Annotated in this window: 19 protein-coding genes; 8 read left to right on the top strand and 11 right to left on the bottom strand. The window is 64.2% G+C overall.

What is annotated here, in order from left to right; translation table 11 throughout:
- From JHW40_RS18790 to JHW40_RS18780, 3 genes are read left to right on the top strand one after another with little or no spacing between them, the layout of a single operon-like run.
- Positions 1 to 1,008 (top strand): LysR substrate-binding domain-containing protein, encoded by a 1,008-nt coding sequence (locus JHW40_RS18790; RefSeq protein WP_090610886.1) that lies wholly within the window; start codon positions 1 to 3, stop codon positions 1,006 to 1,008.
- A 43-nt stretch (positions 1,009 to 1,051) separates the two neighbouring features.
- Positions 1,052 to 1,354, top strand: a complete 303-nt coding sequence (locus JHW40_RS18785) for a putative quinol monooxygenase (protein WP_090610885.1) — start codon at positions 1,052 to 1,054, stop codon at positions 1,352 to 1,354.
- Between the two features lie 45 nt (positions 1,355 to 1,399).
- A complete protein-coding gene (locus tag JHW40_RS18780) occupies positions 1,400 to 2,872 on the top strand; it encodes an MFS transporter (protein WP_090610884.1) in 1,473 nt (490 codons plus the stop codon).
- A 23-nt stretch (positions 2,873 to 2,895) separates the two neighbouring features.
- Here the strand turns inward: JHW40_RS18780 and purU are convergent, their stop codons facing one another.
- The 6 genes from purU to JHW40_RS18750 form a co-directional block, all read right to left on the bottom strand.
- A complete protein-coding gene (gene purU, locus JHW40_RS18775; RefSeq protein WP_090610883.1) occupies positions 2,896 to 3,780 on the bottom strand; it encodes a formyltetrahydrofolate deformylase in 885 nt (294 codons plus the stop codon).
- An 81-nt stretch (positions 3,781 to 3,861) separates the two neighbouring features.
- Positions 3,862 to 4,767: a bifunctional methylenetetrahydrofolate dehydrogenase/methenyltetrahydrofolate cyclohydrolase FolD gene (gene folD / locus JHW40_RS18770; protein ID WP_090610882.1), complete on the bottom strand. Its 906-nt coding sequence runs from the start codon at positions 4,765 to 4,767 to the stop codon at positions 3,862 to 3,864.
- Complete coding sequence (locus JHW40_RS18765) at positions 4,764 to 5,327, bottom strand: sarcosine oxidase subunit gamma (RefSeq protein ID WP_170851750.1); 564 nt, start codon at positions 5,325 to 5,327, stop codon at positions 4,764 to 4,766. The genes folD and JHW40_RS18765 overlap by 4 nt, the downstream gene beginning before the upstream one ends.
- Entirely contained in the window at positions 5,320 to 8,253 is a 2,934-nt protein-coding gene (locus JHW40_RS18760) for a sarcosine oxidase subunit alpha family protein (protein ID WP_090610881.1), read from the bottom strand. The genes JHW40_RS18765 and JHW40_RS18760 overlap by 8 nt, the downstream gene beginning before the upstream one ends.
- Positions 8,250 to 8,531, bottom strand: coding sequence for a sarcosine oxidase subunit delta (locus JHW40_RS18755; protein WP_090610880.1), 282 nt, complete (start codon positions 8,529 to 8,531; stop codon positions 8,250 to 8,252). The genes JHW40_RS18760 and JHW40_RS18755 overlap by 4 nt, the downstream gene beginning before the upstream one ends.
- Positions 8,532 to 8,540: 9 nt before the next feature.
- A complete protein-coding gene (locus JHW40_RS18750; protein ID WP_090610879.1) occupies positions 8,541 to 9,791 on the bottom strand; it encodes a sarcosine oxidase subunit beta family protein in 1,251 nt (416 codons plus the stop codon).
- Positions 9,792 to 9,915: 124 nt separating this feature from the next.
- On the opposite strand from JHW40_RS18750, the gene JHW40_RS18745 reads away from it, so the two are divergent.
- A complete protein-coding gene (locus JHW40_RS18745; RefSeq protein WP_090610878.1) occupies positions 9,916 to 10,905 on the top strand; it encodes a GlxA family transcriptional regulator in 990 nt (329 codons plus the stop codon).
- 24 nt (positions 10,906 to 10,929) lie between these two features.
- Here the strand turns inward: JHW40_RS18745 and glnT are convergent, their stop codons facing one another.
- From glnT to JHW40_RS18720, 5 genes are all read right to left on the bottom strand, one after another.
- Positions 10,930 to 12,234, bottom strand: a complete 1,305-nt coding sequence (gene glnT, locus JHW40_RS18740; protein WP_090610877.1) for a type III glutamate--ammonia ligase — start codon at positions 12,232 to 12,234, stop codon at positions 10,930 to 10,932.
- A gap of 67 nt (positions 12,235 to 12,301) precedes the next feature.
- The gene (locus JHW40_RS18735) at positions 12,302 to 13,627 is read right to left on the bottom strand and encodes an FMN-binding glutamate synthase family protein (protein ID WP_090610876.1); all 1,326 of its coding nucleotides are present in this window, start codon (positions 13,625 to 13,627) and stop codon (positions 12,302 to 12,304) included.
- Between the two features lie 10 nt (positions 13,628 to 13,637).
- A complete protein-coding gene (locus JHW40_RS18730) occupies positions 13,638 to 14,312 on the bottom strand; it encodes a GltB/FmdC/FwdC-like GXGXG domain-containing protein (RefSeq protein ID WP_090610875.1) in 675 nt (224 codons plus the stop codon).
- A gap of 1 nt (position 14,313) precedes the next feature.
- Positions 14,314 to 15,201 (bottom strand): class II glutamine amidotransferase, encoded by an 888-nt coding sequence (locus tag JHW40_RS18725; RefSeq protein ID WP_090610874.1) that lies wholly within the window; start codon positions 15,199 to 15,201, stop codon positions 14,314 to 14,316.
- A gap of 129 nt (positions 15,202 to 15,330) precedes the next feature.
- A complete protein-coding gene (locus JHW40_RS18720; RefSeq protein WP_090610873.1) occupies positions 15,331 to 15,975 on the bottom strand; it encodes a helix-turn-helix domain-containing protein in 645 nt (214 codons plus the stop codon).
- Positions 15,976 to 16,417: 442 nt separating this feature from the next.
- Between JHW40_RS18720 and JHW40_RS18715 the strand changes: the two genes are divergently transcribed.
- The 4 genes from JHW40_RS18715 to JHW40_RS18700 all read left to right on the top strand — a co-directional run bounded on the left by JHW40_RS18715 (position 16,418) and on the right by JHW40_RS18700 (position 20,222).
- Positions 16,418 to 17,551, top strand: coding sequence for an aminomethyl transferase family protein (locus JHW40_RS18715; RefSeq protein WP_090610872.1), 1,134 nt, complete (start codon positions 16,418 to 16,420; stop codon positions 17,549 to 17,551).
- Between the two features lie 65 nt (positions 17,552 to 17,616).
- Positions 17,617 to 18,219, top strand: coding sequence for a dimethylamine monooxygenase subunit DmmA family protein (locus JHW40_RS18710; protein WP_090610871.1), 603 nt, complete (start codon positions 17,617 to 17,619; stop codon positions 18,217 to 18,219).
- A complete protein-coding gene (locus JHW40_RS18705; RefSeq protein WP_090610870.1) occupies positions 18,216 to 19,163 on the top strand; it encodes a PDR/VanB family oxidoreductase in 948 nt (315 codons plus the stop codon). Before JHW40_RS18710 ends, JHW40_RS18705 begins: the two co-directional genes overlap by 4 nt.
- A 9-nt stretch (positions 19,164 to 19,172) precedes the next feature.
- Positions 19,173 to 20,222, top strand: coding sequence for a heme-dependent oxidative N-demethylase family protein (locus tag JHW40_RS18700; RefSeq protein WP_090610869.1), 1,050 nt, complete (start codon positions 19,173 to 19,175; stop codon positions 20,220 to 20,222).
- Positions 20,223 to 20,385: the final 163 nt, after the last annotated feature.

Here is a 20,385-nt window from a genome sequence, read left to right as displayed (position 1 = left end):
ATGACGGCAACGGACGACGAAGGAACCCTGCTGAGGTCCGATCCGCAGACGCGCCGCTCTCCACGGCGGCGCCATCTGCCGTCGCTGGGGGCTTTCGCCACCTTCGAGATCGCGGCCAAACATCGCAGCTTCACGCTGGCGGCCAGCGAATTGCATGTGACGCAGGCGGCGATCAGTCAGCAAATCCGGGGGCTGGAAAAGGCGCTGGATTGCCAGTTGTTCATCCGCAAGCATCAGATGATGGAACTGACGCCCGAAGGCGCGACCCTGCTGGAGGCCGTGGGCCGGGGCCTGGATACGTTAAGCGATGCGATCTTTCGCATCGGCCAGCGCACCGACCGCAAGGTCATCACCATCGCCAGCACCCATGCCGCGATCTCGTGCTATGTCAAACCGCTGACCGATGCCTATCGCCTGCTGCGCCCCGATATCCGATTCACGCTGCTGGCCTCGGACCAGAACGACCGGGTGCAGGATTTCGACGAGGTCGATCTGGCGATGATCTGCGGCAACGAGCGGTCGCAGATCGGGCCGGACCTGATCCGGCTGTTTCCTGAAATCGTCGATCCCGTCGCCGCGCCGGACTATCTTGCCGCGCATGGCCCGCTGGAATCGCTGATGCAGCTGCCGCAGGCCGAGCTGATGGAACTGCACCCGATGCATTGGAGCTCGGACGCGATTTCGTGGTATCCGCTGCGCTGGGATGACTGGTTCCGTCATCACGGTCTGCATGTGGACGAACTGACCTTCCGCTTTGTCACCAACAGCTACAGCACATTGGTCGATGCGGCGGTGGCGGGCGAGGGCATCATCCTTGGCTGGCGACATCTGGTGCATCGGCAGGTGGCCGACGGGCGGCTGCTGCGGATCTTCGACATGCCGCTGGATGCCGGGCGCTCTTATTACCTGAAGCTGAACCCCGGCGCCCGTGACAGCCGAAACACCGTTGATTTCATCGACTATTTTCAGGCGGAAGCCGCGCGGATGGCCGATCCGACCGCCAGCTGACAGCCGGTCCGTATCACCCGCCTGCAAGACAAGGACAAAGGCCATGGAAACCTATCTGATCCGCTTTACCGTGCGTCCCGAACAGCGCGACCGATTTCTGCGCCTGCTGACCGGGGTGCTGGACCATATGCGGCACGAGGAAACCTTTATCGACGCGCGACTGGCGCAGGTGGCCGACAGCCCCAATGAATTCGTGCTGCACGAGACATGGGCCAGCCGCGAGGATGTGCTGAATGTGCAGCTGAACCGCCCCTATCGCAAGGAATGGCACGAGGCGCTGCCCGAACTGCTGGCGGCCGAGCGCGACATCACCATCCTGTCACCCCTCTGGCCCGAAACCGTCTGATCCGCGCGGACAATCCCGCATTCCATCCTGACCGAGGCTGCACCGATGTTCCCCCGCAACCGCTGGCTGGTTCTGGCCATTGTCTCAAGCGCGCTGTTTCTGATCGTGATCGACATGACCGTGCTTTATACGGCGCTGCCGCGGCTGACGCATGATCTGGCGGCGACGGCGACGCAAAAACTGTGGATCATCAACGCCTATCCGCTGGTGGTGGCGGGGCTGCTGCCGGGGCTGGGGGCGCTTGGCGACCGCTTTGGGCACAAGCGGATGTTTCTGACCGGGCTGGCGGTCTTTGGCACGGCCTCGCTGGCGGCGGCTTTCGCGCCCTCGGCTCCGATGCTGATCGCTGCGCGGGTGTTGCTGGCCGTGGGCGCGGCGATGATGATGCCCGCCACCCTGTCGCTGATCCGGCTGACCTTCACGGACGAGGGCGAGCGCGCCTTTGCCATCGGCATCTGGGCGGCGGTGGCCTCGGGCGGGGCGGCGCTGGGGCCGGTGATCGGCGGGCTGTTGCTGGAGTGGTTCTGGTGGGGCTCGGTCTTTCTGATCAATGTGCCGGTCGTCCTGCTGGCGCTGGTGGCGGGTGCGGCGTTGCTGGTGAACCGTCCCGGCAGTCGCAGCCAGCCGTTCGATCTGCGGGGCTCGGTTCAGGTGATGATCGGCCTTGTCGGTCTGATCCATGCGGTGAAGGAAATCAGCAAGCGCGACCCGTCATGGATGGCCGCCGCGCTGGGTTTCGCCATCGGTCTGGTGGCGATGATCGCCTTCGTGCGCCGCCAGCTGGCCAGCACCGCGCCGCTGATCGATTTCTCGCTGTTTCGCGATGCGCGGTTTTCATCGGGCGTGGCGACGGCGCTGGTTGCTTCGGCGGCGCTGATCGGGGTCGAGCTGGTCTTCAGCCAGCGGCTGCAACTGGTGCTGGGCCATTCGCCGTTGCAGGCGGGGCTGCTGATCCTGCCCATCCCGCTGGCGTCGTTCATTGCCGGGCCGCTGGCCGGTCTGGCGCTGCCGCGTCTGGGCGAGACCCGGATCCTGTGGACGTCGCTGACGCTGACCGGCTGCGCGCTTGCGGCCTATCTGGTCAGCCATGACGGGCCGGTCTGGCTGTGGCTGTCGGCGCTGGCGGTCATGGGCTTCGGGGTCGGTGCGGCGATGACGGCGGCCTCCAGCGTCATCATGCTGTCCGCGCCCGAGGATCGCGCAGGCATGGCGGCCTCGATCGAAGAGGTGTCCTATGAACTGGGCGGCGCGCTTGGCATCGCGCTTCTGGGCAGCCTGATGTCGGCGCTTTATTCCCGCGCGATGATCGTGCCTGTGGGCCTGCCCCCGGTCGTCGCCGACAGTCTTGACGAGGCTTTGATGGTCGCGGAAACCATGAGCCCCGCGCGCGCGTCCGAGATGGCCCGGCTGGCCCGCGCGGCGTTCGATCAGGCATTCGTCGGGGTGATCGGCGTGGCGATCCTGCTGTTGCTGGTGGTGGCCTTCGGCATCTGGCGCAAGGCGGCACCGGCCCGTTAGGGCCGGAACCGGGGGCGGACCGCTCAGCCCATCCGCTCGCTTGAGAACGAACCGGGCGAGGCGGGAAAGACCACGGTCTTGCTGCCGTTCAGGAAAACCCGGTGATTGGCATGGGCGTGGATGGCGCGGGCCAGCACCTGGCTTTCGACGTCGCGGCCAAGGCTGACGTAATCCTCGGGCGACTGGCCGTGGGTCACGCGGATGATGTCCTGCTCGATGATCGGGCCCTCGTCCAGATCGGTCGTCACATAATGCGAGGTCGCGCCGATCAGCTTCACCCCGCGTTCATAGGCCTGCTTGTAGGGGTTCGCGCCCTTGAAGCTCGGCAGGAAGGAATGGTGGATGTTGATGATCCGGCCCGACATGACACGGCACATTTCCTCGGACAGCACCTGCATGTAGCGCGCCAGCACGACCAGTTCGGCGCCGCTGTCCTCGACGATGCGCATCTGCGCCGCCTCGGCCTCGGGTTTGTTTTCCTTGGTGACCTTGATGTAGTGGAACGGGATGTCGTGGTTCACCACCACCTTCTGATAGTCCAGATGGTTCGAGATCACCGCCACGATGTCGATGGGCAGCGCCCCGATCCGCCAGCGATACAGCAGATCGTTCAGGCAATGCCCGAAACGGCTGACCATGACGACGACTTTCATCTTCCGCCCTTCGTCATGGAACTGCCAGGTCATGCCGAATTTCCGGGCGGCCTCGTCAAAGCCTTTGTCCAGCTTGTCCAGCGTCGCGCCGGTTTCCGGCACGAAGCTGACGCGCATGAAGAATTTTCCCGTCTGCGGGTCGTCATATTGAGAGCTGGCGGTGATGTTGCAGCCCTGATCGGCCAGATAGCCGGAAATGGCCGCAACGATGCCACGGGTGGAATCGCAGGCAACGGTCAGGCAGAATTTGGACATTGGCGTCTCCTGTCGTGAAAGGGGAGGATTCCGGCCCGCCCCGCTGATTGATTCATGGCATTGGCTGGCGGGTGGGTGCCGTTACGCGGTCAGCCCTTCGGGTTCGGGCAGCCCGGCTGCGCGGCAGCAGGCGGTCAGGGTATTGGCCAGCAGGCAGGCGATGGTCATCGGGCCGACGCCGCCCGGAACCGGGGTGATCGCGCCCGCGACCGCACGGGCACTGGCGAAATCGACATCGCCGACCAGCCTGGTGCGGCCGCCATCCTCGATCCGGTTGATGCCCACGTCGATGACCGTCGCGCCGGGCTTGACCCAGTCGCCGGGGATCATCCGGGGCCGCCCGACCGCGGCGACAAGAATATCCGCCTGCCGACAGACCCCGGCCAGATCGCGGGTGCGGGAATGGGCGATGGTCACGGTGCAGCTGTCGCGCAGCAGCAGTTGCGCCATCGGTTTGCCGACGATATTGCTGCGGCCCACGATCACCGCGTTCAACCCCGACAGATCGCCCAGCCGGTCGCGCAGCATCATCAGGCAACCCAGCGGCGTGCAGGGCACCATCGCCTTCTGCCCGGTTGCCAGCAGCCCGACATTGAGGATGTGAAAGCCATCGACATCCTTGCCCGGATCGATCGCGTTCAGCACTGCCTCGGCGTCCAGATGATCGGGCAGCGGCAGTTGCACCAGAATCCCATGCACATCGGCATCGGCGTTCAGCCGCCCGATCAGCGCCATCAGCGCGTCCTGCGTGGTATCGGCGGGCAGCTTGTGTTCGTAAGAGTTCATCCCGACCTCGCGGGTCTGGATGCCCTTGTTGCGGACATAGACTTCGCTGGCCGGGTCCTCGCCCACCAGAACCACCGCCAGTCCCGGCGTGATACGGTCCTGCTTCAGCCGGGTGACATGGGCGGCAACGCGCTGTCGCACATCCGCCGCGAAGGCCTTGCCGTCGATCAGATTGTCTTGGTCGGTGGTTGCATCGCTCATTCAGGAGTTCCTTTCAGACGTGTGGCAGTTCCCTCTAGCGCATGCCACAGCGATCTGGCCATGCTGCGCATGCCGAAGATAGCCAGTTTTGCCGATGCCCGGCGGATGATGAAAACGCTCATGTGATGGACAAGGGTCCGGGTGCCGCTGCCGGGGCCGAAGGCTTGGGCGTCCAGATTGACCAGCTTTTCCATCATCGCGCGGATCAGTTCGGGACTGTCGGCCTCGATCTCGAAGGCCACCCAGCTTTCGGTCTGTTCGGTGACCGAGCAGCCCGGCGCATGGGCGGCCAGTTCGGCGGCCAGATCATCGGCCGCGCGGCCCGGAAACTCGATCAGCCATTGATCGGGGCCGGTCCAGAGGGCGGCGATCCCCTGCCCTTCGGCCCATTCGCCCGGTCCCGGCAGTTCCAGCCCCATCGGCGCGGGCCGCGCCGCGCCCCGACGCAGGGTGAGGGATGCCAGCCCCAGACCGGTATTTTCGGTAATCCGTAGCGCGCCGAAACGCTGGTCCAGCGGTGTCGCGTCGCCAAGGGCGGTGATCGGGGTCAGGTCAGTCACGCAGGCGCCCTCCTTCGGGGTCGATGAAATGGGGCGAGACGACGCGCAGCAGGATCTGCTGCCCCTGCAAGGGGTTGGCGGCCAGAATGACCTCTCCCATCCGGGCGGCGCCATCGGTCAGAAACCCCAAGCCGATGCCCGAGCCGACATGCGGCGAATGGCAGGCCGAGGAGATCCAGCCCTGATCGCTGAACGTATCCTGCGCATCGCCCTGACGGAACAGATGCGCGCCCGCGGTGACGGGTTCGGCGGGATCGACCGGTTGCAGGCCCACCAGCACGCGGGTTTCGGACTGCATCCCCTCGCGCCGCGACATGACTGCGCCGATGCTGTCCTTTTTCGTGCTGACCATCCGGCCCATGCCCAGCATCTGCGCGCTGGTCTGGCCGTTCAGCTCATTACCCGCCGCGTGGCCCTTTTCGATCCGCATCACGCCAAGCGCCTCGGTCCCGTAAGGGGTCGCGCCCAGATCCGCGCCCAGATCGACCAGCCGCGCCATCAGCGCATTGCCGTAGCGCGCGGGCACCGCGACCTCATAGGCCAGCTCGCCCGAAAAGCTGATGCGGAACAGCCGCGCCCGCAGCCCGCCGCAAACCGTCAGATTGGTGCAGGCCATGAAGGGAAAGGCCTCGTTCGAGATGTCGAACCCGTCCACGATCCGTTCCAGCAGCCGGCGCGCATTCGGCCCGGCCACTGCGATCTGCGCCCATGCGTCGGTGGTGGATATCAACTGCACATCCAGTTCCGGCCACAGGCATTGGGGGACGAATTCCATATGGCGATAGACCGGCCCGGCCTGCGCGGTGGTGGTCGTGACCACATAGTGATCCTCGGCCAGCCGGGCGCAGGTGCCGTCGTCCCAGGCCACGCCATCCTCGCGCAGCATCAGGCCATAGCGGGTCATCCCGACCCTGAGGCTGGCCATCGCGTTGCAATACAGCCGGTTCAGGAATTCACCCGCATCCGCGCCCTGCACATCGACCTTGCCAAGCGTGGTCACGTCGCAGATGCCGACGCCCTTGCGGGTGGCCAGAACCTCTCGGTCCACGGATTCGCGCCAGTGGGTTTCATCCGGGCGGGGGAAATATTGCGCCCGCATCCATTGTCCGACCTCGACAAAGACCGCGCCTTGCGATTGCGCCCAAGGGTGCGTCGGCGTCAACCGGCGTGGGCGGAAATGCGCGCCATTGTCGCCGCCGCCCAGCACCGACAGCGCGACCGGCGTATAGGGCGGACGGAAGATCGTGGTGCCGGTCTCGGGGATCGGCTTGCCGGTCAGCTCCGACATGACCGCCAGCGCGGTGACATTCGCCGTCTTGCCCTGATCGGTCGCCATGCCAAGCGTGGTCCAACGTTTCAGATGCTCGACCGGGCGCATGTTTTCCTGATGGGCCAGCGCGATATCTTTGACCGTCACATCGTTCTGGAAGTCGACCCATGCCCGGCCCTTGCCCGGCACATGCCACAGTGGATGCAGGTTATGCGCGGCATCCTCGGTCTGCGGCAGGGCGGGCAAGGTGGCGGTGATGTCCAGTTCCGCCAGCGCATCGCGGGCAGCCTCGGCGCCCGAGCGCAGGGCCTGTGCGGTGCTGCCCTGACCATTGGCGGCCCCGGCCACGATCAGGCCCGGCGGGCCATCGGGGCCGGGCAGAAAGGCTTGCGCGGCCTCGTCCCAGACCGGGCGGCCCCGGTGATGCGAGGACAGATGCAGGTTCGGGTTCCACCCTCCCGATACGGCCAATGCGCCACAATCCAGCCACTGGCTGCGGCCATTGTGCCGCACCTCGATCTTCGTCAGGCCCAGACGGCCCCTGGAATTGCTGACCATACCGCCGGCGAACAGCCGATAGTCGCCCTGCGCCACCGCATCCGGGCGGCTGTCGATCACGCCCGCAATCCCGATGCCCTTGGCGGCAAGGTCCAGCGCGGTGCGATGGCCGTCGTCATTGTTGGTGAAAATGGCGATCCGGTCGGCGGGGCTGACCGCCCAACGATTGGCGAAGGCGCGCATCGCCCCGGCCAGCATCACCCCCGGACGGTCGTTATTGGCAAAGGGGATGTGCCGCTCGATGGCGCCCGCCGCCAGAACGGCACGTTTTGCGGTGATCCGCCACAGCGTCTGGCGCGGTTGCCTGCCGGGGTCGGGCAGATGATCGGCCACCCGCTCGACCGCGCCATAGATACCGTGATCGAATGTGCCGAAAACGGTGGTGCGGCGCATGATGCGCAGGTTGGGCAGGCTGGCCAGTTCGGCCTCGATCCCCGCAACCCAGTCGGGACCGGGGGTGTCGTCCAGCAGATGCGTTTCCGCCAGCAGTCGCCCTCCCAGACGGAAATCCTCATCCGCCAGGATCACGCTTGCCCCGCTGCGCGCCGCCGTCAGCGCTGCCGCCAGCCCCGCCGCGCCGCCACCGACGATCAGCAGGTCGCAATGCAGAAACCCCTTGTCGTAACCATCGGGGTCGGGCTGCATCGACAGGCTGCCCAGCCCTGCCGCGCGGCGGATCGCGGGTTCATACAGCTTTTCCCAGAAGGCGCGCGGCCACATGAAGGTCTTGTAATAGAACCCCGCCGCGAAGAAGGGCGACAGCAGGTCATTCACCGCCATCAGATCGAACCGAAGCGAGCCGATGCGGTTCTGGCTGCGCGCCTCCAACCCGTCGAACAGCTCGGCCACGGTGGCGCGGGTGTTGGGTTCCTGCCGCGCGCCTTGGCGCAGTTCGACCAGCGCGTTCGGTTCCTCGGATCCTGCCGCGATCAACCCGCGCGGGCGGTGATATTTGAAGCTGCGCCCCATCAGCCGCACATCATTCGCCAGCAGCGCCGAGGCCAGCGTATCGCCCGGATGGCCGGTGAATCTGCGCCCGTCGAAGGTGAAGGACAGCGTTTGGCTGCGGTCGATCAGGCCGCCGGACAGACGGGTCATGCGAACCTCCGCAATGCGACGTCGCGGGCCAGCTCTGCGCCGATCACCTCATGCGTGACGGTGTTGCGGGTCACGATCAGCCAGCTTCGGTCGCCCTGCTCGTGAAACCACAATTCGCGATGCACGCCCGCCGGGTTGTCGCGCAGATAGACGTAATCGGCGAATGCGGCCCCGGCATCGTCAGCCGAGGGGTCGGGACGCTCAATCAGGCTGGCATCGCCCAGATAGGTGAATTCCTGCGCGTCGCGAAGGCCAAGCAGGGGGTGGGGGATCAGCATCTTGGGACCTCAGTGCAGGTTGGGCTGGGCGCCAACGCCCTTTTCGTCGATGACATGGCCGCGTGCGAAACGGTCCAGACGGTAATGGCGGGCGGTCTCGTGCGGGGTGTCCGTGGCCAGCAGATGCGCAAAGGCATAGCCGCTGGCAGGCGTCGCCTTGAACCCGCCATAGCACCAGCCGCCGTTCAGATAGAGCCCATCAACCGGGGTGCGGTCGATGATCGGGCTGCCATCCATCGACATGTCCATGATGCCGCCCCAGATGCGCAGCAGACGCGCCCGCCCGATCATCGGCATCACGGCCATGCCGCTTTCGGCCACATCTTCGACCACCGGCAGGTTGCCGCGTTGGGCATATGAGTTGTAGCCGTCCGGGTCGCCGCCAAAGACCAGCCCGCCCTTGTCGGATTGGCTGACATAGAAATGCCCCGCGCCGAAGGTGATGACGCCCGGGATCACCGGCTTCAGCCCCTCGGTCACGAAGGCTTGCAGCACATGGCTTTCGATCGGCAGACGCATTCCGGCCATTGCCATCACCCGGCTGGACGACCCCGCCACAGCGACGCCGATCTTGCCCGCGCCGATGAAACCACGAGAGGTCTCGACCCCCTGCACCCGGCCGCCTTCGATGCGAAAGCCGGTGACTTCGCAATTCTGGATCAGATCGACCCCGGCCAGATCGGCGCCACGGGCATAGCCCCAGGCCACGCCGTCATGGCGCGCGGTGCCACCCCGGCGCTGCAACAGCCCGCCCTTGATCGGGAAACGCGCATTGTCGAAATTCAGGAAGGGCGCCATCGCCCGCACCCCGTCCGCGTCCAGCAATTCGGCATCCGCCCTCGCCAGCCGCATCGCGTTGCCGCGACGGCGATAGGCATCGCGTTGGGCGTCGCTGTGAAACAGGTTCAGGATGCCGCGCTGGCTTATCATGGCGTTGAAGTTGAACTCCTGCTCCAACCCCTCCCACAGCTTCATCGAGAATTCATAGAAGGGCTCGTTGCCCGGCAGCAGATAATTCGAGCGGATGATGGTCGTGTTCCGCCCGATATTGCCCGAGCCAAGCCAGCCCTTTTCCACAACCGCGATCCGGGCCTGACGGAAGGTCCGCGCCAGATAATAGGCCGTCGCCAGCCCATGCCCGCCGCCGCCGACGATGACGTAATCATAGGCGGGCTGAGGGTCGGGATTGCGCCATAACGGCCGCCAGCCCTTATGGCCGGTCAGGGCCTCCCTGATGACGCGAAAGCCGGAAAAATGCATCGCTCGGGTCTCCTTGTTGCGATCAATCTGACACAGCGCAGCGCAGCCGATATGCCCGAAACCGACATTTCCTTGCCCAAACGGGTCATGCGTGCCAGTCTGAGCCCAGAGTTCAGGGGAACCCATGCCAGCCGATTCCCAATCCCCGGCGCGTTACGGCTTTTTGTTGTTGCCGGATTACGCGCTGATGTCCGCCGCTTCCGCCATCGAGCCGTTCCGGGCCGCGAACCTGCTGGGTGGCCGGACGCTGTATGACCTGCGGTTTCTGTCCGTCGATGGCGGCTGGATGCAATCCTCGGGCGCGGGGGCGTTCAATACCGCCGCGATCAGCGGCGCGCGCGAGGATTTCGATATCCTGTTCGTCGTCGCGGGTGGCGATCCTCTGGCGCAGCGCGATGAGCGGGTGCTGGCGTGGTTGCGGCGGCTGGCACGTCGCGGCGTGGCGCTTGGCGGGATTTCGGGCGGGGCGGCGATCCTGGCGGCGGCGGGCGTGATGGGCGCGCGCCGTTTCACCATCCACTGGCAGCATATCGACGCGATGCGCGAAACCAATCCCGAGGCGCTGATCGAGCGGCGGCTGTTCGTGATCGACCGCGACCGTTTCACCTGCGCGGGGGGGATGGCGGCGCTGGACATGATGTATGCGCTGATCGCGGCGGCGCATGGGGTGACGCTGGCGCGGGCGGTCAGCGACTGGTTCATTCATACCGGCATCCGCGCATCCGAGGCGCCGCAGCAACTGGACCCGGCGCGCAAATACGATCTGCATCATCCGGCGCTGGTGGCGATGATCGACCTGATGACCAGCCATCTGGCCGATCCGTTGCGGCTGGAGGATCTGGGCCATCTGTGCGGCATCAGTCCCCGTCAGCTGGAGCGGCTGACGCAAGCGCAGCTGGGGCAAAGCGTGATGCAGCTGTATCGCCGGTTGCGGCTGGACAAGGCCGAGGAATTGCTGACCCAGTCCAGCCTGCCGCTGACCGAGATCGCGCTGGCCACGGGCTTTGCCTCGCGCAGCCATTTCACCCGCGCCTTTCGGGATCAGTTCGCGGATACGCCGATCTCTCGCCGCCGCCAGTCCCGCCCGGACCGGGGCAAGATCCCGAATGCCTGAAACCGCCGAGGGGTGCCGCGCCTTTCAGATATCGAGGGTATGGTCACGCTCCCACTGCGTCAGATGCGAGCAATAGCTGTTCCATTCCCGGGTCTTCAGCGTGGTATAGGCGGCCGAGAACTCTTCCCCCATCGCGGCCTTCAACTCTGCATCCTCGTCATAGGTGCGGATCGCGTCCAGCAGGTTCAGCGGCAGCTTGGGCGCACCGTTGACCTTGTGGCCCTCGGCATACATGTCGATATCGCTGCGCGGTCCCGGATCGGCCTGCGACCTCATGCCCGACAGCCCGGCGGCGATGATGACCGCCTGCAACAGATAGGGATTGACCGCCCCGTCCGGCAGGCGCAGCTCGAACCGTCCGGGACCGGGGACGCGGACCATATGGGTGCGGTTGTCGCCGGTCCATGTGACGCTGTTGGGCGCCCAGGTCGCCCCGGATGCGGTCCGCGGCGCGTTGATCCGCTTATAGCTGTTCACGGTCGGGTTGGTGATCAGCGCCAGAGACGAGGCATGTTTCATGATCCCGCCAAGAAAATACCGCCCGCGATCCGACAGGGACAGTTCCTTGCTGTCATCGGCAAAGGCGTTCTCGCCGGTTGCCGTGTTCCAGACCGAGACATGGGCATGGCAGCCATTGCCGGTCAGCCCCATGAACGGCTTGGGCATGAAGGTGGCGCGCAGCCCGTATTTCTCGGCCATCGCCCGGACCATGAACTTGAAGAAGCTGTGCTTGTCAGCGGTGGCCATGGCGTCGTCGTATTTCCAGTTCATCTCGAACTGGCCGTTCGCGTCCTCATGGTCGTTCTGATAGGGCTCCCAGCCCAGCTCCTGCATGTAATCGCAGATCTCGGCGATCATGTCATAGCGGCGCAGGATCGCCAGCTGATCGTAACAGGGCTTGGTCGCGTTATCGGCCAGATCGGCGATGGCGCTGCCCTCGGGGTTCAGCAGCTGGAATTCGGCCTCGATGCCGGTCTTGACGGACAGGCCCATCTCGGCGGCCTCGGCGACCAGCCGGGCCAGCACATTGCGCGGGGCCTGCGCCAGTCGCTGATTCTGCATCACGCAGTTCGAGGGGACCCAGGCCACCTCTTTCTTCCACGGCAGTTGGATCACCGACGAGGCGTCGGGAATGGCCAGCATGTCGGGATGCGCGGGTGTCAGGTCCATCCAGGTGGCAAAGCCCGCAAAGCCGGCCCCGTCCTTCTGCATGCCCGAAATCGCCGATGCCGGCACCAGCTTGGTTCGCTGGCTGCCGAACAGATCGGTGTAAGAAATCATGAAATACTTGATTCCGTTTTCACGGGCGAAGTCGGCAAGACTTGTCATTAATGATTCCCCTGTTGCGTTTTTCGATCCGTGGCGGGGTCTTGTGCCCCGCCCTTCTGGACGATGATCAGAACCCGGATTGTCCGGGAATCCAGTTGGTTCCCGACAGCGGGACACCGGCCATGGCGGCCGCTTCGATGGTCAGTGCGCAGAGATCCTCGGGTTCGAGGTTGTGAACATGGCTTTTCCCGCATGCCCGCGCAAGTGTCTGACATTCCAGCGTCAGAACCGCCAGATAGTTGCGAAGGCGACGGCCTGCGGCCACCGGGTCCAGTCGTTTCATCAGCTCGGCATCCTGGGTGGTGATGCCTGCCGGATCGCGCCCCTCGTGCCAGTCGTCATAGGCCCCGGCGGTCGTGCCCAGCTTTTGGTATTCGTCCTCCCATCGCGGGTCGTTGTCGCCAAGCGCAATCAGCGCCGCCGTGCCGATGGCCACCGCATCAGCCCCCAGCGCCAGCGCCTTGGCGACATCGGCGCCGCTGCGGATCCCGCCCGACACCACAAGCTGCACCTTGCGATGCATCCCCAGATCCTGCAACGCCTTCACGGCAGGGCGGATACAGGCCAGCGTCGGCTGGCCGACATGTTCGATGAACACATCCTGCGTCGCCGCCGTGCCGCCCTGCATGCCGTCCAGCACGACCACATCGGCCCCCGCCTTCACCGCCAGAGCGGTGTCGTAATAGGGCCGCGCGCCGCCGATCTTGACATAAATCGGCTTTTCCCAATTGGTGATCTCGCGCAGTTCCAGCAGCTTGATCTCCAGATCGTCGGGGCCGGTCCAGTCGGGATGGCGGCAGGCGGAACGCTGGTCGATCCCCACCGGCAGGTTGCGCATCTTTGCGACCCGTTCGGTGATCTTCTGGCCCAGCAGCATCCCGCCGCCGCCCGGCTTGGCGCCCTGCCCGACCACCACCTCGATGGCGTCGGCGCGGCGCAGGTCGTCGGGGTTCATGCCGTACCGCGATGGCAGATACTGATAGACCAGCTTTTCCGAATGGCCGCGTTCCTCATCGGTCATGCCGCCATCGCCGGTCGTGGTCGAGGTTCCGGCCATCGTCGCCCCGCGCCCCAATGCCTCTTTGGCATTGGCCGACAGCGCGCCGAAGGACATTCCGGCGATGGTGATCGGGATCTTCAGCTCGATGGGGTTCTTGGCAAAGCGGGTGCCCAGAACGACCGAGGTGTCGCATTTCTCGCGGTAGCCCTCCAGTGGATAGCGGCTGATCGAGGCGCCCAGAAACAGCAGATCGTCGAAATTCGGCACCTTGCGCTTCGCGCCGCCGCCACGGATGTCATAGATCCCGGTCGCTGCGGCCCGGCGGATCTCGGAACCGATCTCCTGCGAATAGGTCGAGCTTTGCCGTGGCAGGGTCTGCGGTGTCTTTTCCATCGGCCTCTCCTCAGTACTCGTCGGCGTGATCGACGTTGAAATTGTAAAGCTTGCGGGCCGAGCCATAGCGCCGGAACTCTTCGGGGCGGGCGTCGGCTTCGGCGCGACCCAGAAGGTCGGCCAGCAGATCCAGATGTTCGGGGCGCATCTCTTTCTCGACGCAATCGGCCCCCAGCGACTTGACCTCGCCGCGCACGAACAGCCGCGCTTCATAGAGACTGTCGCCCAGGGCATCCCCGGCATCGCCCAGAATGACCAGATTGCCCGACTGCGCCATGAAGGCCGACATATGGCCGACATTGCCATGCACCACGATGTCGATGCCCTTCATCGAAATCCCGCAGCGAGAGCTGGCATTGCCCTTGACCACCAGCAGCCCGCCATGCCCGGTCGCCCCGGCATACTGGCTGGCATCGCCTTCGACGATCACCGCGCCCGAGATCATGTTCTCGGCCACGCCCGGCCCGACCGAACCGGTGACATGGATCGTCGCCTGCTTGTTCATCCCCGCGCAGTAATAGCCGGTCGAGCCGTTGACCCTGACGCTGATCGGCGCATCCAGCCCGACCGCCAGCGCATGAGAGCCGCGCGAATTCTCGATCACCCATTCGGCATTTCCGCTTTGGGCCTGAAGCGTGCTGTTCAGCTGACGCAGGTCGGTTTCGGCCATGTCGATGGTCTGCATCTCAGCGCTCCCAGAAATAGACGGTGGCGGGTTCAGGTTCCCAGACGCGGGCGGTCTCGATCCCCGGCAGGCTGGCGAAGGCGCGATATTCGGACCCGAAGGCGACGTAATCCTCGGTCTCGGCCATCACTGCCGGTTTGCACGCGATCGGGTCGCGCACCACGCCAAAGCCGTTCTTTGTGCCGACGACGAAGGTGAAGAAGCCGTCCAGATCCTGCAAGGTGCCGTCCAGCGCCTCACCCAGTGTCGCGCCCTCGGCCAGCCGTGACGAGATATAGCAGGCGGCGACCTCGGTATCGTTCTGAGTCTGCGGCACAAAGCCCTTGCGCGCCAGTTCCCGGCGCATCTGGTTGTGGTTCGACAGCGATCCGTTATGGACAAGGCACTGATCGCCATCGGTCGAGAACGGATGCGCGCCAAGCGTGGTCACCGCGCTTTCCGTCGCCATCCGGGTATGGCCGATGCCGTGGCTGCCCGCCATCTGCCGGATGCCGAAGCGCGCCGCGACATCGCCGGGCAGGCCGACCTCCTTGAAGATCTCCATCGAATGGCCCACGCCCATGACGCGGATGTTCTTTTCGGCCAGAAACGCGCGGGTCTCGGCCTCGCTGCCCTTCGGCAGGGTCAGCACCGCATGGGTATCGACCGCCCGCATCCGCACCGGGCTGCGCAGCAGCGCCGTCAGCGTTTCCTCCAGCCCGTCGAAATCCTTGTCCGGCGTTTCGGACTGGATGGTCATCTTCAGACCATCGGCGTCATCGCCATAGATCGCAATCCCGGCACTGTCCGGTCCGCGATCGGTCATGGTGATCAGCATATCGGTCAGAAGATCGCCCAGACGCGGCCGCAAGTCGTCCTTTTTCAGGAACAGGCCAACAATGCCACACATAGTCACCTCCGCTCAGCTTGGCTCAAAGCCTTCACGGATTAACTAATAGGAAAATTTATTGCCCTACAAGATATTTTTTGCACTTGGCGATTTTTGCCGTCTTTCCGCCTGTCCGCGTGGCCAAACCGCCTATTTCGCCTGCGGATAGCAGATGATCGACAGATAGCGAATCGGCAGGTCATTCATGATTTCGGGACCATGAGGCGCGTCGGCGTCGAAGATCAGGCTGTCGCCGGGATCGAGGTCATAGATCTGGTCGGCGTGGCGATAGCCCAGCCTGCCCTCCAGCATATAGATCAGCTCGATCCCTTCATGCTGGAAGGTCTGGAAGCGGTCGCTTTCGGTATCCAGAACGATCAGATAGGGCTCGACCACCACGCCGGAATTGTTCGATCCGATGTGGCCCAGCAGGTGATATTGATGGCCGGAGCGGGTCCCTGCCCGCTCGACCTCGAGGGCGGCGCCGGCCTTGACATGCATGGCCCCGCGCGGCTCTTCATAGCCCGAGAAAAGCTGCACCAGAGGCACGCCAAGCGCATTGGCCAGCGTTTGCAGGGTCGCCAGCGATGGCGAGATCACGCCGTTCTCGATCTTGGACAGCATCCCCACCGACAGCCGGGCCTGATTGGCCAGTTCCGATCCGGTCATCCGCTGACGCTTGCGCAATTCGCGGACCTGCCGACCGATGGCGACCTCAAGGTTCTTTTCGCGTCCGTCCCGCAGGGCATGGGGGTTCTGGGTCAGCTTGATCTCGGGATCTATCGTTTTGGTCATTATCTGTTTCCCTGCGGGTTCCACGGTCTTGAAATCAGGTTCGGCAAAAACTGGCCAACCGTATATATAAAACTTCCGGCAAGCGGAAATCCTATCGCCTGCGGCCCGTGCGGACTGGGTCGATTGGCTGTTTTACCTTGGAAATTCACGGGAAAACGCCGCTTTAAGTTCCTAAAAAGAAAAATTGTTGCCTAACAGGAATTTTTGCTGTTGTAATGGATTCGGGTAGGCGTGCCAGTCTTTGGCACTGGACCGGACCTGGGCGGGGAGGTGTCGAACTCGTGACAATCCGCAATGCCATGAAAGGCAGACCCTCAGTGCCGATCGATCCGGGCGCGGGCGATCACCCGGCCCTTGACGACCACTTCGCCAGCCACCGGCAGCCGACGCAGTTCCGACATCAGATTCGGTTTGAGCGTATCACGACAAAAGGACAGACATCATGACGGCATCATGGAGATTTTCTGCGCTGGCCGACCGGCATCGCGCCCTCGGCTCGAACCTCGAGGACTGGAGCGGGATGGGAACCGCCTGGACCTATGACAAGGACCAGCTTGAGGAATATATGGCGATCCGCACCAAGGCCGGGGTGATGGATGTGTCGGGGCTGAAAAAGGTGCATGTGACCGGCCCCCATGCCAGCCACATCATCGACCGGGCGGTGACCCGCGACATCGAAAAGCTGAAGCCGGGGCGCTCGACCTATTGCTGCATGCTGAACGATCAGGGGAAGTTCATCGACGATTGTGTCGTCTATCGGATGGGTCCGCACAGCTTTATGGTCGTGCATGGCGCCGGGCAAGGCTATGAGCAGCTGATAATGGGCGCCATGGGCCGCAATGCGACGGTGCTGTTCGACGACGATCTGCACGACATCTCTTTGCAGGGGCCGCTGGCGGTGGATTATCTGCACAAGCATGTGCCGGGCATCCGCGACGTGGGCTATTTCAGCCATATCCACACCACGCTGTTTGGCAAGCCGGTCACCATATCCCGCACCGGCTATACCGGCGAGCGCGGCTATGAGATCTTCTGTCGCCGTCAGGACGCGCCGGAAATCTGGGATACCATCGTGGCCGAGGGCGCCGAGATGGGCATCATCCCGACGCGCTTCAGCACGCTGGATCTGCTGCGGGCTGAAAGCTATCTGCTGTTCTTCCCCGACGACAATTCCGAGACCTATCCCTTCCCGGACCAACCCGGCGGCGACACGCTGTGGGAGCTGGGGCTGGAATTCACCGTCTCGAAAGGCAAGACCGGCTTTCGCGGCGCCGAGGAGCATTACCGTCTGCAAGGCAAAGAGCGGTTCAAGATCTATGGCGTCAAGCTGGAAGGCACCGAACCGGCCGAGATCGGGGCAAAGATCCTCAGGGATGGCAAAGAGGTCGGCGTCGTCACCATCGGTTTCTACAGCCCGCTGAACGAACACAATATCGGGATCGCCCGGATGCCGGTCGATTGCGCGACCCCCGGCAGCCCGCTGACGATCCGCAATTCGGGCAGCGAGATCCGCGCCGTCGCGCATCCGATGCCCTTCTATGACGAGGACAAGAAGCGCCGCACAGCCAAGGGTTGAACCAGATGGGGCAGAGGGCGGCGTCAGACCGCCCCACCCGACCGACAGGAAGGACGATGTAGCCAATGCCAGCCACGAAATTCACGCCGTCGATTCCCAGCCGCCCGGTCTATGGCGGGCTGAAATCGCACGGCGCCGTGCCCTCGTTGATGCTTGCCAACGGGCCGGGGGCCGAGGCGCTGCTGGAACTGATCGCGGCGGACCCTTCGATTCTGCCCCATGCCCATGTGATCTATATCCCCGAGGGCTGCGATCTGGGACCCGCGCTTCAGGCCCATGACCCGGCCAGTTTCGTGCAGGCGGCCAGCTATGGCTCGATCCTGCCGCGGTTCCGCAAACTGCTGGCCGAGGCGCGGATGAACACCCGGCTTTATCTGGCCGGAACCGAGGGGCTGATCGGTCAGGCCAGCACCGAGGCGATGGCGGCGGGGATGCTGCCCGAGATGATCGAGGCGGATCATCGCGGCTCGATCGCGCGGCGGATGCAATGCGTCCACTGCAAGGGCATTACCGAGGATGTCACCACCGACCCGTTCACCTGTTCGCATTGCGGGCTGACGCTGTTCGTGCGCGATCATTACTCGCGCCGTCACGCCGCGTTCCAGGGCGTCTGCGTCGATGCCGAAGCCCCCGGCGAGGTCCCCCCCCAGCAGGAGATCAAGGCATGAGCACCCAGATGCTGCGTGTAACCAAGATCGAATCCCTGTCGCCGCTGGTCAAACGCTTTCGCTTTGAGCATCCGCAGGGCCGGAAGCTGCCGCTGTTTTCGGGTGGCGCGCATATCGTGGTCGAGATGCCCGATGGCGATGTGCTGCGTCGCAATGCCTATTCGCTGATCTCGGACCCCGAGGACGGCTCGGGCTATGAGATCGCCGTGCGGCGCGAGGATGGCGGGCGGGGTGGCTCGCGCTTCATGCATGGGCAGGTCGGGCTGGGCGACATGATGCGGATTTCCACGCCGCTGAACCTGTTCGCGCTGGACATGCGGGCGCGCAAGCATGTGTTGCTGGCGGGCGGCATCGGCATCACCCCGATCATCGCCCAGATGCAGCAGCTTTTGCGGATGCAGGGGCGGTTCGAAATCCACTATGCCGCCCGTTCCCGGGCCGAGGCCGCCGGGCTGCGCCTGCTGCCGGATCTGCCGCATATCCACGCCCATATCTCGGACGAGGACAACCGGATGGATCTGGGCGCGATCCTCGACCGCCAGCCCATCGGCACGCATGTCTATACTTGCGGCCCGCAGGGGCTGATCACCGCCGTTACCCAATGCGCCGAACGGCTGCACTGGCCGCGCAGTTCGCTGCATTCCGAGGTGTTCCTTGCCCCTCCGCCCGGCCGCACCTTCGAGGTGACGCTGGCGAAATCCGGGCAACGCGTCACCGTCGGCCCGCATCAAAGCCTGCTGGAGGCGCTGGAGGAAGCCGGGGTCGATATCGACTGGAGCTGTCGCGGCGGCGCCTGCGGCCGCTGCGAAACCGAGGTCGTCTCGTGCCACGGCCGGATCGAGCACAACGACCACTGGCTGACCGAGGACGAACATTCGTCACAGACCCGGATCATGCCCTGCGTCTCCCGCTTTCGCGGCGAAGAGCTGATCATCAACCGTTAGGAGGAACCGATGACCATCCAGTTCAACGATGAAACGTTCCGCGACGATTACAGCTTCTATAACACGGCTCAGGCGCTGCGGCGGTTTCCGTTCCCGTTCGACAAGGACGATTACATGTATTCCGTCAACATGGAGCCGCATATGGGCGGGCGCGAAGGCACCCCGTTCCAGAACCGCTTTGACGTTGACGAACATTACGTCTCGGAGATGCGCGACCGGGAAATCACCCTGCGCGAAGACCCGCTGCGCTGCCAGTCCCTGCCGCATATGGATCTGGCCGGGTGGGATCTGCTGGAACTGATTATGGAAGCAAAATCAGAAGATTATCCAGAACTATTCAGCCTGAATCGAGATGACGATCGCTGGCACTGGATCAACCGCCCCCTGGGCATCGACCATAAATTCGTGTTTCTGGACCCGACGACGCTGCCCTATGGGCCGATGGAATATATCACCCGTCAGGCGCAGGGGGATTTCGCGCTGCTGGATCAGCGCGAGGGCAATCTGTGGATGGAGGCCGGAATGGTGACCAGTCAAGCCGACTGGTCGCTGGATTTCGACATCGGCATGAACTTCTTTGAATGGCACGCGCCGGTGCCGCTGGCCGAGAAGATGGGGGTTTTCCAACGGGCGCTGAAATTCCTGCTGGCGATCCAGCAGGACGCGCCGTCGCGGCGGCTGAACTGGACGATGACGGTCAATCCGCGTCTGGATACCAGCCCCGAGAACTATCACAAATGGGGCCCGGAAAAGCGGACGGTGACGCCGGAAAATATCGGTGAAAAGCAATATCTTCGGGTCGAATTGCAGACTTTCTTCCGGCTGCCGCGCTCGAATGCGCTGGTCTTTCCGATCCGCTGTTACCTGATCGCGTTGCAGGATCTGGTCAAGGTGCCGAAATGGGGCCGCCGCCTGCATCGGGTGATCCGCGACTTGCCCGACGAGCTTGCCGAATACAAGGGTTTCGCCGTCAACCGGCCCCTTATCATCGAGTATCTGTCCCGGTTCGATGACGGACAGCCGACATCGCCCGGAATTTTCCCCGACGAACCGACCTAACAAGGATAGCGACGCCCCAAAGGATCGGCCTTTCCGCTGCGCACCTGCATGGGCGCGGGATGATCCCTTGTTGCCGAATGTCCGGTTGCTTCTGTTCGGGGTCTGAAATGCTGGACCTACCACGGGCGACGCAAGAATAACCGAACAAAAACAATCGACAGGG

Source organism: Paracoccus alcaliphilus (genome assembly GCF_028553725.1).
Taxonomy (GTDB): Bacteria; Pseudomonadota; Alphaproteobacteria; order Rhodobacterales; family Rhodobacteraceae; genus Paracoccus; species Paracoccus alcaliphilus.
This window is presented reverse-complemented; position numbering and strand designations above follow the sequence as displayed.

Coding starts and splice junctions, on each gene's coding strand:
- JHW40_RS18790 (WP_090610886.1), top strand. CDS start 1: ATGACGGCAACGGACGACGAAGGAACCCTGCTGAGGTCCGATCCGCAG.
- JHW40_RS18785 (WP_090610885.1), top strand. CDS start 1,052: ATGGAAACCTATCTGATCCGCTTTACCGTGCGTCCCGAACAGCGCGAC.
- JHW40_RS18780 (WP_090610884.1), top strand. CDS start 1,400: ATGTTCCCCCGCAACCGCTGGCTGGTTCTGGCCATTGTCTCAAGCGCG.
- purU (WP_090610883.1), bottom strand. CDS start 3,780: ATGTCCAAATTCTGCCTGACCGTTGCCTGCGATTCCACCCGTGGCATC.
- folD (WP_090610882.1), bottom strand. CDS start 4,767: ATGAGCGATGCAACCACCGACCAAGACAATCTGATCGACGGCAAGGCC.
- JHW40_RS18760 (WP_090610881.1), bottom strand. CDS start 8,253: ATGACCCGTCTGTCCGGCGGCCTGATCGACCGCAGCCAAACGCTGTCC.
- JHW40_RS18755 (WP_090610880.1), bottom strand. CDS start 8,531: ATGCTGATCCCCCACCCCCTGCTTGGCCTTCGCGACGCGCAGGAATTC.
- JHW40_RS18750 (WP_090610879.1), bottom strand. CDS start 9,791: ATGCATTTTTCCGGCTTTCGCGTCATCAGGGAGGCCCTGACCGGCCAT.
- JHW40_RS18745 (WP_090610878.1), top strand. CDS start 9,916: ATGCCAGCCGATTCCCAATCCCCGGCGCGTTACGGCTTTTTGTTGTTG.
- glnT (WP_090610877.1), bottom strand. CDS start 12,234: ATGACAAGTCTTGCCGACTTCGCCCGTGAAAACGGAATCAAGTATTTC.
- JHW40_RS18735 (WP_090610876.1), bottom strand. CDS start 13,627: ATGGAAAAGACACCGCAGACCCTGCCACGGCAAAGCTCGACCTATTCG.
- JHW40_RS18730 (WP_090610875.1), bottom strand. CDS start 14,312: ATGCAGACCATCGACATGGCCGAAACCGACCTGCGTCAGCTGAACAGC.
- JHW40_RS18725 (WP_090610874.1), bottom strand. CDS start 15,201: ATGTGTGGCATTGTTGGCCTGTTCCTGAAAAAGGACGACTTGCGGCCG.
- JHW40_RS18720 (WP_090610873.1), bottom strand. CDS start 15,975: ATGACCAAAACGATAGATCCCGAGATCAAGCTGACCCAGAACCCCCAT.
- JHW40_RS18715 (WP_090610872.1), top strand. CDS start 16,418: ATGACGGCATCATGGAGATTTTCTGCGCTGGCCGACCGGCATCGCGCC.
- JHW40_RS18710 (WP_090610871.1), top strand. CDS start 17,617: ATGCCAGCCACGAAATTCACGCCGTCGATTCCCAGCCGCCCGGTCTAT.
- JHW40_RS18705 (WP_090610870.1), top strand. CDS start 18,216: ATGAGCACCCAGATGCTGCGTGTAACCAAGATCGAATCCCTGTCGCCG.
- JHW40_RS18700 (WP_090610869.1), top strand. CDS start 19,173: ATGACCATCCAGTTCAACGATGAAACGTTCCGCGACGATTACAGCTTC.